The organism is Streptacidiphilus sp. PB12-B1b (genome assembly GCF_014084125.1).
GTDB lineage: Bacteria > Actinomycetota > Actinomycetes > Streptomycetales > Streptomycetaceae > Streptacidiphilus.
In genome coordinates, this window is the sequence record NZ_CP048405.1 from 331,465 (window position 1) to 343,916 (window position 12,452).

General features: G+C 72.8%; 13 protein-coding genes and 2 pseudogenes. 9 read left to right on the top strand and 6 right to left on the bottom strand.

Annotated elements, in window-relative coordinates; all coding sequences use genetic code 11:
- The first annotated feature begins 197 nt into the window (after window positions 1-197).
- From GXW83_RS01485 to GXW83_RS01510, 6 genes are all read left to right on the top strand, one after another.
- A complete protein-coding gene (locus GXW83_RS01485) occupies window positions 198-1,010 on the top strand; it encodes a G1 family glutamic endopeptidase (RefSeq protein ID WP_182441065.1) in 813 nt (270 codons plus the stop codon).
- Between the two features lie 280 nt (window positions 1,011-1,290).
- Window positions 1,291-3,333, top strand: coding sequence for a protease pro-enzyme activation domain-containing protein (locus tag GXW83_RS01490; RefSeq protein ID WP_182441066.1), 2,043 nt, complete (start codon window positions 1,291-1,293; stop codon window positions 3,331-3,333).
- A gap of 198 nt (window positions 3,334-3,531) precedes the next feature.
- On the top strand, window positions 3,532-4,386 hold the full coding sequence (locus tag GXW83_RS01495) for an alpha/beta fold hydrolase (protein ID WP_225446680.1): 855 nt from the start codon (window positions 3,532-3,534) through the stop codon (window positions 4,384-4,386).
- A 354-nt stretch (window positions 4,387-4,740) separates the two neighbouring features.
- A complete protein-coding gene (locus GXW83_RS01500; RefSeq protein WP_182441067.1) occupies window positions 4,741-5,604 on the top strand; it encodes a universal stress protein in 864 nt (287 codons plus the stop codon).
- A 108-nt stretch (window positions 5,605-5,712) separates the two neighbouring features.
- Window positions 5,713-6,570 carry a universal stress protein gene (locus tag GXW83_RS01505; protein WP_182441068.1) on the top strand — a complete coding sequence of 286 codons (858 nt, stop codon included), beginning with the start codon at window positions 5,713-5,715 and terminating at the stop codon, window positions 6,568-6,570.
- 202 nt (window positions 6,571-6,772) lie between these two features.
- On the top strand, window positions 6,773-7,525 hold the full coding sequence (locus tag GXW83_RS01510; RefSeq protein ID WP_182441069.1) for an SDR family NAD(P)-dependent oxidoreductase: 753 nt from the start codon (window positions 6,773-6,775) through the stop codon (window positions 7,523-7,525).
- On the opposite strand, the gene GXW83_RS01515 is transcribed toward GXW83_RS01510, so the two are convergent.
- Window positions 7,497-8,573: an alpha/beta hydrolase gene (locus tag GXW83_RS01515; RefSeq protein WP_225446681.1), complete on the bottom strand. Its 1,077-nt coding sequence runs from the start codon at window positions 8,571-8,573 to the stop codon at window positions 7,497-7,499. The two genes, GXW83_RS01510 and GXW83_RS01515, sit on opposite strands and share 29 nt — an antisense overlap.
- 109 nt (window positions 8,574-8,682) lie before the next feature.
- On the opposite strand from GXW83_RS01515, the gene GXW83_RS01520 reads away from it, so the two are divergent.
- Complete coding sequence (locus GXW83_RS01520) at window positions 8,683-9,516, top strand: helix-turn-helix domain-containing protein (RefSeq protein ID WP_182441070.1); 834 nt, start codon at window positions 8,683-8,685, stop codon at window positions 9,514-9,516.
- Window positions 9,517-9,537: 21 nt separating this feature from the next.
- Here GXW83_RS01520 and GXW83_RS01525 read toward each other — a convergent pair whose 3' ends face one another.
- Complete coding sequence (locus GXW83_RS01525) at window positions 9,538-10,017, bottom strand: hypothetical protein (RefSeq protein ID WP_182441071.1); 480 nt, start codon at window positions 10,015-10,017, stop codon at window positions 9,538-9,540.
- Window positions 10,018-10,398: 381 nt separating this feature from the next.
- On the opposite strand from GXW83_RS01525, the pseudogene GXW83_RS01530 reads away from it, so the two are divergent.
- Window positions 10,399-10,749, top strand: a pseudogene (locus tag GXW83_RS01530) (SAM-dependent methyltransferase); the annotation flags it as partial.
- Window position 10,750: 1 nt separating this feature from the next.
- A pseudogene (locus GXW83_RS01535) lies at window positions 10,751-10,825 on the top strand (endonuclease III); the annotation flags it as partial.
- A gap of 32 nt (window positions 10,826-10,857) precedes the next feature.
- Here GXW83_RS01535 and GXW83_RS01540 read toward each other — a convergent pair.
- Genes GXW83_RS01540 through GXW83_RS01550 form a run of 4 tightly spaced genes read right to left on the bottom strand, consistent with a single transcriptional unit; the run spans window position 10,858 to window position 12,452 of the window.
- A complete protein-coding gene (locus GXW83_RS01540) occupies window positions 10,858-11,307 on the bottom strand; it encodes a hypothetical protein (RefSeq protein WP_182441072.1) in 450 nt (149 codons plus the stop codon).
- Window positions 11,289-11,543 carry a hypothetical protein gene (locus tag GXW83_RS01545; protein WP_182441073.1) on the bottom strand — a complete coding sequence of 85 codons (255 nt, stop codon included), beginning with the start codon at window positions 11,541-11,543 and terminating at the stop codon, window positions 11,289-11,291. Before GXW83_RS01545 ends, GXW83_RS01540 begins: the two co-directional genes overlap by 19 nt.
- Window positions 11,544-11,575: 32 nt before the next feature.
- The gene (locus tag GXW83_RS34735) at window positions 11,576-11,776 is read right to left on the bottom strand and encodes a hypothetical protein (RefSeq protein WP_370466530.1); all 201 of its coding nucleotides are present in this window, start codon (window positions 11,774-11,776) and stop codon (window positions 11,576-11,578) included.
- Complete coding sequence (locus GXW83_RS01550) at window positions 11,718-12,452, bottom strand: DUF4041 domain-containing protein (protein ID WP_225446682.1); 735 nt, start codon at window positions 12,450-12,452, stop codon at window positions 11,718-11,720. The genes GXW83_RS34735 and GXW83_RS01550 overlap by 59 nt, the downstream gene beginning before the upstream one ends.

A 12,452-nucleotide genomic window follows, 5' to 3' on the forward strand; every position in this document is an offset into this window, starting at 1 on the left:
GTCCCTTCTTATCGTGGCGGAACGTCAATTCCCGCAAGCCTGAACGGGGCGGGACTCCTTGTCGCGGGCATGCCGTGCCGCGCAAGCTTTCGTACGTCGACCTGGTTCGCGGGCCCGCCCCGGTCGGCATCCCTCTCCACCGCGCGGCAGGCGCTCGCCGCCGCACGGCCACGTCCCCCAGCATGAGGGAGTTCCCCATGTCCCAGCGTTCCTCCGTGCGCCTCTTCGCCGTCGTCGCGGCGGGTGTCGCAGCAGCCGCGTTCGCCTCCCCCTCGGCGTTCGCCGCTCCGGTCGCCCCGGCGGCCCACGCTGCTCCGGCGCAGATCACCGCGGCTGCGGCCAGCCACGAGAGCCACGGCCTGCAGGCCCTGCGGCACGGTTCGAAGAACACCACGGTGTCCTCCACCAACTGGTCCGGCTACGCTGCGACCGGCTCCAACGGCGCCTTCAAGTCCGTGTCGTCCTCCTGGGTCCAGCCCGCGGTGAGCTGCACATCCAAGAACACCTACTCCTCGTTCTGGGTGGGCCTGGACGGATACAGCAACTCCGCCCTGGAGCAGACCGGCACCGAGGCCGACTGCATCAGCGGCCGGGCCACCTACGGTGCCTGGTGGGAGGTGCTGCCCGCGTCGGAGAGCGCCTACTCGGTGACGGTCAAGGCCGGCGACCACCTGACCGCCAGTGTCGTGGACAACGGCAACGGCACCTTCACCATGACCCTGGCGGACAGCACCGAGGGGTGGACCAAGACCACCACCCACGCGGGATCCTCCGGCTACCAGGACAGCTCCGCCGAGGTCATCGCCGAGGCCACCGAGGTCAACGGCTCGATAGCCAAGCTCTCCAACTTCGGCTCGGTGACCTTCACCGGCAGCACCGCGGGCGGCACCGCCCTCGGCAGCTTGTCCCCCAACGAGATCGTGATGGAGGGCAGCAGCGGCGACGTCAAGGCCCAGCCCGGGTCGATCTCCGGCGGCACCTTCTCGGACACCTGGAAGGCCGCCAGCTGAACCCCTGCTGAAAGCGCTCCGCCCCGCAGGCCGAGACGGCTGCGGGGCGGTGTCGCGTGCGCGTCCTATAAGGGTTTTTGTCCCTTTCAATTGGTCACGAACGCACAACAGTTGACACATGTACGGCACTTTCGAATGCAAGTTTTGCCCACAGCTCTTGTGCAGACAACTGATCTTCAGTAGTCATTGCTGCTTGTAGACGCCTGTGGCACATGATGCCGCTGAGCTGTCGGGAGCGGCCGCAGACCCGGCCGCACACCTGGGGGAAGGACCCGTTTCCATGCTCGTAGTTCCCAAGATATCCGCGCGTCCCGGGCTGCGTGCGGTGGCGGCTCTGCCGACCGCCCTCGCCCTCGCCGGAGCATTCGCCATCGCCGGCCCGGCGGCCACGGCCTCCGCCGCGACGATCACCGTCGCCGGTACCCACCCGGACTGGGCCGCCGCGTCGGCCGACCGGGGCGCGGTCGCCGCGACCAGCACCGTGGACAGCACCGTGTACCTGGCCGGCAAGGACGCCGCCGGGCTCAACGCCTACGCGGCCGAGGTCTCCGACCCGTCCAGCGCGAACTACCAGAAGTACCTCACCCCGGCACAGTTCACGGCCCGTTACGGCGCCACCCCGGCGCAGGTCGCCGCGGTCGAGTCCTGGCTGCGCTCCTCCGGGCTGACGGTCACCTCGGTGGACCAGCACGCGATCACCGCGCGCGGCACCGCCGCCGCCACCGAGAAGGCGTACAGCACCAAGCTGGACGAGTTCTCGGTCAAGGGCAAGGAGTTCCGCGCGCCCACCGGTGACGTCCGCGTGCCCAGCACCGTCGGCGGCGCCGTGCTCGCGGTCACCGGCCTGGCCAACATGCCCGAGACGGTCAAGCCCGCCTCGCTGGTCGGCCAGGTCACCACGCCCTCCGTCCCCGGCATCAGCGGCGTCAAGGCCACGCAGACCAAGGGCTCCGACGGCTCGGTCTTCCTCGGCCCGACCTCCTGCTCGGCCTACTACGGCCAGCTCAAGGACAAGACCGACCCGGCCTTCAACGGCAAGGCCGACAACCCGTACGCGGTCTGCGGCTACGTCCCCACGCAGCTGCGCGGCGCGTACGGCGTCACCGGCACCGGCCTGACCGGCAAGGGCGTCACGGTCGCCATCGTCGACGCCTACGGCTCGCCGACGATGGAGGCCGACGCCAACCAGTACGCCGTCAACCACGGTGACAAGGCGTTCTCCAAGGGCCAGTACACCGAGACGGTCACCCCCGCGCAGTGGACCGACGAGTCCGCCTGCGAGGGCCCCGCGGGCTGGGCCGGCGAGGAGTCCCTGGACGTCGAGTCGGTGCACTCCATGGCGCCCGGCGCGAAGATCCACTACTACGGCGCCAACTCCTGCAACGACCCCGACTTCCTCGCGGACTTCACCTCCATCGTCGACAACCACTCGGCGGACCTGGTCTCCGACTCGTGGGGCGGCGTGATCTACTCCACGACCGGTGACGAGGACGCCTCGGTGCTGGCCGAGTACACCCAGGTCTTCGAGCAGGGCGCGATCGAGGGCATCGGCTTCAACTTCTCCGCCGGTGACTGCGGCGCCGAGGACCCGTCCACCGCGTGCGGCTCGTCGGACACCTCCACCACCCCGCAGGCCGACTTCCCGACCTCGGACGTGTACGCCACCTCCGTCGGCGGCACCAGCCTCGCCATCGGCAAGAACAACCAGGCCGAGTGGAACACCGTCTGGGGCACCGACGCCTGGGTCCTGTCGGCCACCAAGACCTGGCAGTCGGCCGGTTGGCAGTACGGCGGCGGCGGTGGCACCAGCGCCTCCTTCGCCCAGCCCTGGTACCAGAAGGGCGTGGTCTCCAAGAAGGTCTCCGAGACCCTCCCCGACGGCGTCAAGGTCGCCTCGCCCATGCGCGTCGCCCCCGACGTCTCCATGGACGCCGACCCGACCACCGGCTTCCTCTTCGGCATGACCCAGACGCTGCCCAACGGCGGCACCGGCTACGCCGAGAGCGCCATCGGCGGCACCAGCCTCGCCTGCCCGCTCTTCGTCGGCCTGCAGGCGGACGCCATGCAGTCGCAGGGCGGCCGTCCGATCGGCTTCGCCAACCCGGCGATCTACCGCTCCGCGGGCACCAAGGCGTACACCGACGTCACCTCCGGCGGCGCCGGCGCCAAGGCCGTCAACCTGCTCCCGGCCTACAACGGCTACCCGGCCATCGTCTTCAACTTCGGTGACGACGGCCTGCTCAAGGCGGCCAAGGGCTACGACGACGCCACCGGCGTCGGCACGCCCTCCCCGGCCTACCTCTGGCTCCGCGCCCGCTGGTAGTCCGCAGGACGGCCACCACCCCTGCTGGAACGCACGACTGCTGGAACGCTGCCCCCGCATCCGGAACCCCCGGGCGCGGGGGCAGCGCCGCGTCTGGGCTGTGTCGTCCGGGGCTGCGTCGTCCGGGCTGGTGACCGCGCGGCCCCGGTCGGGCAGAGTGGGGGCGTCCGTCCGGAGATCCCGCCGAGAGGAGCGGCCGTGCCCGCGCTGGAACAGCTGACCCTGACGGTCGGCACGCACACCCACGGCGCGCTGGCGGCGGGCCCCGCCGACGGCGATCCGGTGCTGCTGCTGCACGGCTGGCCCGAGTTCGCCGACTGCTGGACGCCGGTGCTGGCCGCCCTCGGCGCGGCCGGAGCCCGCGCCGTCGCCGTCGACCAGCGCGGCTACGCCCCCGGCGCGCGACCGGGCGGAGTCGGCGACTACGCCGTGCCCGCGCTGGTGGCCGACGCGCTGGGCTTCGCCGACGCCCTCGGCTTCGGGCGGTTCCACCTGCTCGCCCACGACTGGGGCGGCATGGTCGCCTGGACGCTCGCCGCCGACCACCCCGAGCGGCTGCGGTCGCTGACCGTGCTCGCCACCCCGCACCCGGCCGCGCTGGCCGCCGCCGACGCCGCCGACCCGGAGCAGCGCCGACGGCTCAGCTACGTGCGCGCCTTCCGCCGACCGGGCGGAGCGGCCGAGGCGGCGCTGCTCGCCGACGGCGCCGCGCGGCTGCGCGCCGTCTACGGCGGCCGGCTCGCCCCGGAGCTGGTGGACGCCAACGTCCGGCGGCTGAGCGAGCCCGGCGCGCTCACCGCCACCCTCAACTGGTACCGCGCGCCGGAGGCGGCGATCGACGTCCGGGCCGGACGGATCGCCGTGCCCACGCTGTTCCTGTGGGGCAGCGAGGACGTCGCGCTCGGCCGGGGCGCCGCCGAGGCCACCGCCGACTGGGTGGACGCCGACTACCGCTTCGAGGTCCTCGAAGGCGCCGGCCACTGGCTGCCCGAGGAGGTCCCGGAGCAGATCACCCCCCACGTCCTCGCCCACCTCACCCACCACCGCCCCTGACCGCCGCCCGCCGCCGCCTACCGCCCGCGCCCCGGCCTATCCGCCGTCCCTCGCTGCCCGCCCGCCGCCTGCCGCCTGCTCGTCCGCCGCTTGTTCTCCGGCTCGCCGCCTGCCGCCCACCCCCGCCGCCTGCCTGCCGCTCGCGCCCCGGGCGGCCCGCCGTCCACTCGCCGCCTGACCCCGGCGCCTGCGGCCTGCTCCGCTGCAAGCTCGTCAGCCGTCCGCCGTCCGTGGGACGCCCGCGCCGGGCCCGGTTCGGTTGCCGTGGGGCGGGGGGCGTTTCACGATCGCCATGGGGCAGGCAGTCGCCTGCGTCCGGGGCCGGAGGGCCTCCGCGCAGCAGAGGAGCTGACCATGCCGAACCCGGTGGTTGTCGGAGTCGATGACGTCGCGGGCAGCGGGGCCGCCGTGGACTGGGCCGCCGACGAGGCCCGGCTGCGGGGTGCGCGGCTGCTGCTGGTGCACGCCCGGCTGTGGGAGCCGCACCGGACGCCCGAGCACGCCCCGCAGGGCGCAGGCGTCGGCGAGCAGGCCGTCGCCGAGCTGGTGGAGCGGGCCGTCCGGCGCCATCCGGGCCTGCCGGTCGACAGCGTCGGCCTGGACCAGGTCCCGCGCGACGCCCTGGTCGCGCTCAGCGCCGAGGGGCAGCTGGTCGTGGTCGGCTCGCGCGGCACCGGGGGCTTCCCCGACCTGCTCACCGGCTCGACCGCGCTGCACGTCGCCGCCGACGCGGTCTGTCCGGCGGTGGTGGTGCCCGGTACCGTGGCGTACGCCCCCGGTACCGGCGGTGCGACCGGCAGCGTGGCGGTCGGGGTGCACGGACGCGAGGCCGAGGAGGAGCTGCTGCGCTTCGCCTTCGAGGCGGCCCAGCGGCGGCAGTCGCCGCTGCGGGTGGTGCACGCCTGGAGCTACCCGCTGGTGGGCCACGGCCGCGCCGTCCCGCCGGTGTACGAGGAGGGGCACATCGCGGCGGAGGAGGAGCGGCTGGTCGCCGAGGTCCTGGCCGGCTGGCGGCAGCGGTACCCGGAGGTGGCCGTCGAACAGGACGTCGTCCGCTCCGGCCCGGCCAAGCGGCTGGTGGCGCTGTCCACGACCTCGCAACTGATCGTCGTCGGCCGCCGGGGCAACCCGGATGGACCATTGGGCCGGCTCGGATCGGTCAGCCAGGCCGTGGTCCACCACGCCCGCTGCCCGGTCGCCGTCGTCCCGCTGCCCTGACCTCGACCGTCCTGACCTCGACCGCCCCGCCCGTGTCCCGCTACCCTGACCTCGACCGTCCTGACCTCGACCGCCCCGCCCGTGTCCCGCTACCGCCCGGAGGAGCCGATGAAGATCGCATGCGTGGTGGCCGCCGTCGACGGCTCGCCCAGCAGCCTGCTGGCCGTGGACCGCGCCGCCGACACCGCCCATCAGCGCGGCATCGCCCTGCGGCTGGTCCACGCCGACCCGCGCGAACGGTACGAGCGGGGCATCCCGGACGAGGATCCGCACTCCGAGCGGCAGGCCGTGCGGCAGATGCTCTCCCGGGCCGCCGAACGCGCCGAGGTGCGGCGTCCCGGCCTGCCGCTGCGGACCGAGGTGCTCGCCGACGACCCGGTCTCCGCCCTGCTGGGCCTGGAGCGGCTGGACCCGCTGCTGGTCCTGGGCTCGCGCGGGCGGGGCGGCTTCCACGGCCTGCTGCTGGGCTCGGTGAGCCTGCGGGTCGCCGCCCGGGCCGCCTACCCGGTGCTGGTGGTCCGCGACACCTCGCACGACCGGGCGCACGGCCGCGGCCGGGTGGTGCTCGGTGTCGGGACCGGGCCCAACGACGAGGCGATCGGCTTCGCCGCGGCCGAGGCGCAGCTGCGCGGGGCCGCACTGGACCTCGTCCACGCCTGGCCGCCGCACCGACACGCCGGCGCGCCCGAACCGGCCGAGGCCTTCGCCGCCATGGACGCCACCGCGGCCCGGGTGCGGGCGGAGCTGGACGCCCGGGGCGGCGCGCCGGTCCGGGTGGAGCGCCGGACCGCCCCGGGCACCCCCGCCTCGGTGCTGCTGGAGGCCGCTCAGGAGGCGGACCTGGTGGTCGTCGGCGCCCACCGCCGACGGGGCCACCTCGGTCTGCAACTCGGCCCGGTCAACCACGCCATGCTGCACTACGCGCCGTGCCCGGTCGCCGTCGTCGCCCACACCCCGGCCGCCTGAACCACCCCCGACGCAGCGGGGGCGGTCTGCACAGCGCTATCTGTCGCACCGTCAATCTGCCTTCGCTGCATGCAGAATAAGCCGAACACCATCAATCTCCGCTGCATCCGGGTGGTTCGCCCCCGATCATTGCGGCAAAGATCCGGCTGACGTCGTTGCACCCCGAGCACCGACCGACGAACTCCCCAAGGAGCAGCCGAAGATGGATGAGCAGTCGCAGGACCGCCGAGTCGTCGTCGTCACCGGCGGCAGCAGCGGCATCGGACGCTCGATAGCCGCCGACCTCGCCGTCGACTCGGACGTGGTCATCGTCGGACGCGACCCTGAGCGGGTCGCCACCGCATGCGCGGATCTCGGCGCCAAGGGCGTGGCCGCCGACGTGGGCGTGCGCGCCGACGTGGAACGGCTGGCGGGGCAGGTCCGCCAGGACTACGGGCGGCTCGACGTCCTGGTGAACTGCGCGGGGTTCCTGAAGGCCGTCTCACCGGCCACCCCGCTGCCGGAGGCCGAGCAGGCGTGGGACGCCGTGATCGACGCCAACCTCAAGGGGGCCTTCCTGGTCGGCCAGGCGCTCATGCCGCTGCTCGCCAGCCCCGGCGGGAGGATCATCAACGTCAGTTCCATCGCCGCGGTCACCGGCGGCAGCGGCAGCGCGGCCATCGCCTACGCCGCCGCCAAGGCCGGGATGGTGGGCCTGACCTACGCGCAGGCCCGGGGGCTGGGACCGGCCGGGATCACCGTCAACGCCATCGCCCCGGGTTTCGTCGCCGACACCGGCTTCACCGGCGACTGGCCCGAGGAGCGGATCCGCAGCATCGTCGCGCAGACCCCCGTCGGGCGTCCCGGCCACACCGACGACGTGGCGGCCGCCGTCCGCTACCTGGCCTCGGCCGGGGCGTCCTTCGTCACCGGCCAGGTGCTCCACGTCAACGGCGGCTGGGCGTTCGGGCGTTGACGCCCCCGCTCCGGGCGGCGGCGTCGCCGTCGGCCCGGGGCGCGTGCCGCTCCAGCCAGGCCAGCACCGGCGCCAGGGCCTGGTCGGAGTTGCGTTCGTAGATCAGCCCGTGGCCGTTGCCGTGCACCCCGTGGTCGGGCAGGTGCAACTGCTCGGCGGCGGCCCCGGCGGTCAGCAGCGAGCGGACGACGGCCGGGCCGTTGGCCGCGAACGGTGAGGCCCCGCCGGTGACCACGGCCACCGGAATCCCGGCCAGCGCCGGGATCCGGAGCGTGGCCGGGTCGGCGGCGCGGGCCTGCGCCGGGGTGTCCAGCGGCGGGTCGTAGCGCAGCGGCGCGGCGGTCAGGCCCCAGTCCAGCGAGCCGATCCGGGGGATGTCGGCGAACGCGGGCCCCATCGGCTCGACCGAGACGATCGCCCGGACCAGGTGCGGCCGCCGGTCGGCCACCAGCCACCCGTCCGGGCCGGACGCGGAGTGCGTCACCACGATCGCCGGGCCGATCCGGTCCAGCAGCGCGGCCAGCCGGTCGGCGTCCATCTCCTCGGCGCCGGCCAGGTCCCGCGGCAGCGGCCCGAAGGGGGCGATGAAGGCGTCCAGGGCGGCCTCGTCGTCCAGCTCGAACGGCCACTGGGTGTGCCGGTCGCGCCACTGCGGCGGGAAGAAGACGCTCTCCCCCTCCTCGTAGTCGAACGCCGGTCCCATCGGGCCGTCCACCAGCGGGTGGTACGGGGAGCGGCCCTGCGTCGGCCGGTCCACGACGAACACCGGGTACCCGGCCTCCACCAGCCGCTGGGCCCAGCCGGGCCGCCCGTCCGGGGTGTCCAGCCACTCGGTACCCTGGATCGCGCCGCCGTGCACCAGGACGACCGGGGCGCGGCCGGTCGGGTGCTCCGGCGCCTCCCAGGCCACGTACATCGGGCCGTGCTGGAACTCCCGGGCGTCGCGGGTGACGCGCTCGCCGGGAATCCAGAAGCAGCCCCGCCGCGAGGTCCGGGCCGGACCCTGCTCCCAGAAGCGTTCCGGGGACGTCATCGCACTGGTGGTCATCGCCTGCTCCTTCGATCGGTTGCCCCCGACGCTAGGAGGCGCCGCCGCACCGCACCAGGGTGCGCCGCACCCAGGCAGCCCCCGGCGCTGCGGCGATAGGGTCGGAGCCATGGACAGCGGCGTGAGCAGCAGCAACCGGCTCGGCGAGTTCCTCCGGGCCCGGCGCGACCTGATCACGCCGCGCCAGGCCGGGCTCCCGGAGTACGGCGAGCGCCGCGTCGCCGGGCTGCGCCGCGAGGAGGTCGCGCTGCTCGCCGGGGTGAGCACCGACTACTACACCCGCCTGGAGCAGGGGCGCGAACGCCACCCGTCCGAGCAGGTGATGGACGCCATCGCGGCCGCCCTGCGCCTGGACGCGCACGAGTCCCGGTACCTGTTCCGGCTGGCCCGCCCCGAACCCCGCGCCGCCGAGACCGTCTCGCCGCGCACGCCCGGCCGCGCGCTGCTGCGCCTGATGGACGCCCACCTCGACGCCCCGGCCGTGCTCACCGGCCCGGCGCTGGACATCCTGGCCGCCAACCGCCTGGCCGAGACGCTCTACAGCGGCTTCGCCCGGATGGACAACCTGCTGCGGATGATCTTCCTTGACCCGGCGGCCCTGGACTTCTACGTCGACTGGGACCGGGCCGCGCGCGGAGTCGTCAGCAACTTCCGGGCCGGCTCGGCCGCCTTCGCCGACGACCCCTCGGTGACCGCCGTCGTCGGCGAACTGACCGTCCGCAGCCCGGCCTTCAGCGCGATCTGGGTCCGCCGCGAGGCCAGGCCGCGCACCCAGGAGCACAAGGCGCTGCGCCACCCGCAGCTGGGCGAGGTGCGGCTGGACTATCAGTCCTTCGCGGTCACCGACGCTCCCGGGCAACAGCTGTTCGTCTACACGGCCGACCCCGCCGGACCCGACCCCGACGCCCTGGCCCGCCTCGGCCGGCTCGCTGCGGTTCGCTGACCCGCGCAGCAGCGGCGGATGTCAGTGCCGGAGCGAACCGCAGAGGGTTCCGGCGGGACTGCGGAAGGCGAAGAAACCGGTTCTCGGCGGCACACCCATGATGATCTTCTCCGTGTCGACCACCCGCTGCCGGACGCGGGCCTCCGCGCCGAGCCGGTCGACGTCGTCGGCGTCGATGGGGGTGAGCCGGATGACGGCCAGGCCCCCGGCGGCATCGGCGTACGCGCGGCGGGCCGCGTCCGGGCGGCGCGCGGCCAGCGCGGAGGCCCGCCCGGTGAGGAAGGTGGAGACCACGCCGAGGAAGCCGATGTCCAGATCGCGGTGGAACATGCTCAGGGCGGCGAAGAGGATACCCACGATGTACAGCAGCACCAGCAGGATCCGCAGCCGTGACGCCAACCGGTGAGCCCCGTGCCCGGCCAGGCCGAACTCCTGCTCCTTGACGGCCAGCCGCAGCTCCAGATAGGCCGACCAGCGTTCCCGTGGCGGGAGTCGGCGCAACAGGTGCAGTCCGGGCGTGGGGCCCGGCGGGCGGGGCGTCGGTCCGGGCAGTAGGCTGACCCCGGAGTCGGCCGAACCGTCGTGGCCTGACCCCGTTCGCCCGTTCGGATGAATCGACGTGACTTTGCCTGCGCCGGGCGGCCGTCGGCCGGATAGTGAGGGTGCTGCAGGGCATCCGGCTCCGGATTCCCGAGCTTTCTGCCTCCCGAGCATTCTGCGCCGTCGACGGGTACGCACCCCAGTGCCGTACCGGAGCGTACCGACGAGACGATCAGCGACTCCGCCGAGTCGCCGGCCGCGCCAGGCCGACAACGGACAACGACTGACGACACCACTGCCTTTTCGCTGCTCGGAGTCCCAACTCGCCCCCAGGGAGGGCTCATGGTCGGCACAGCACCACTGGACGCCGGTGTGGAGGGTGTGGACGGGGGGATCGGCCGGACCGCTCTCCTGGTCGCCGCCGCGCGGGCGATCGAGACCCACCGGCACGACAGCCTGGCCCGGGACGTCTACGCGGAGCACTTCGTGCGCGCCGCACCGGCGTCCGCCGGGTGGCCGGTGCGCCTGCACCAGGTCCCGGACGGCGAGGCGAACCCGCTGTGGGGGCGGTTCGCGCGCTACTTCGGGCTGCGGACCAGGGTCCTGGACGACTTCCTGCTCCGGTCGGTGCAGGCCGGGGCGCGCCAAGTGGTCCTGCTCGGAGCGGGGTTGGACACCCGGGCGTACCGGCTCGGGGCGGCTGGAGGATCTGGTGACCCTGCCCGGCGTCGGCCGCAAGACCGCCAACGTCGTGCTGGGCAACGCCTTCGCTTCTCTCACTTAGGCACGACAGGCGGGTGGTCAGACCACGATCGGCTTGACCTTCGGCGACCCAGGCAGTGCCTCGGCCGCCTTGCACAGGGCTGGAACGTGGGACTTGTCGGAGGTGACCAGCAGGACGGGCGGTGTAGCCAGCGCGGCCGTCGCCACAACCAGGGCGTCGACCAAGCATTCGTGACCGTCCAGCCCAGCGGCGTCCAGGAGCGTCCGGGCCGCGGCCACCACGTCGTCGGTGACCGGCTTCTTGTCGAAGCGGGAGAGCAGGTAGGCGAGACGGTCGGCCGCCTTGCCGGTCCGCCTGACCTCCAGCGGAGTGACTGCCGAGTAGACGACGCGGCTGCCGTTCCGCTCAGCCACCTCGATCCGGGCTCGCATCCCCTCGTCGCCATCGACGTGCAGGGACAAGCCCTGAGCATCCAGCACCAGGGTTCCGCCATGCTGCACCCGGGTCTTCAGGCGCTTGCTGACCATTCCTCCTCCGCCCGGCGCAAGGCATCGTCCGAAACCGCGCCGAACTCAGACCGGTCGGCGATCACCACCTCGCGTAGCTTGGCCATGGCGAGCCACTGCTCAAGGGCTTCGGCGATGACAGCGGAGAACCCGGTCTTCCCCGTACGCTCCTCAACCTCGTCCACGAGCGAGGATGCCAGCGAGATCGACCGCTTCGTAGCCCGCTCCGGCATCGGTGACTGCGCGTGGTTACTCATAGGGCAAATGGTAGCACCGGCGGTAGGAAATTTCAGGCCGGGAGGTGCCCGCCCGGGCTCTGCCGATCATGGTTGGCTGACCCTTGCTGCTGCGGACTGCTGGCACGCCATTCGAGCGCCTCCGGCTCATCAACGAATTCGACGAGGTGCTGGCCGACGAACATCTGGAGAGCGTCACGGACTTCGGTCGGTGTGACGTAGAAGAACTCGCGGCGGGTGTTGACGTGGTTCACTCTGCGGTCGGCGAAGTGCTGATGGAGCTTCGTTTCCAGCCCCCACGGCGTCCTCGCTGAAGATCAGCGCGTGTACGTCGAAGCGGAACGGCACCGCAGCGCCGCTGAGTTCGTAGATGCGGTCCAGCGGCTCCAGGCGGCGAGTGAGGCCGATCTTGACCATACGATCACCGAAGGCGCCGATATTGGAGATCACGTAGACATAGCCGGTCCGGATGTTGGCCGCTCTGGCCTCGACGTTCCGCAGAGCGCGCTCGATCTCGACCAGCTTGCCTTCCAGGTCCGATGTGCCTGCGTGATCGCCTCGTTCACGCAGCCTTTGCAGGGCGGACTGCACATGGTGGAGTTCCTTGTTCAGCTTCTCGCGTTCGCGGTCGAAGTCTCGCTGTGCCCGTTCCTCCTCCCTCTGCCGGGACCGCAGTTCGCGTTGAGCCTCCTTCTCCTCCTCTTTCTTCTGGAGATAGTCGGCGGTGAGCCGCAGTTCGCGGACGCGGGCGTCGTGGTAGTCGTCGGCGATCCGAATGCGCATGGTCAGGCCGAGCTTGGCGATGGTCTCGCGGGTCTTGTACAGGCGATCGACCAGAGGATTGACCCGATGGGGGCGCATTGTCCGTACCGCCTGGTCCGCTTCCGCGTTGTAGGCCCGCAGCATCAACTTCGAGAAGTCCTGGACCAT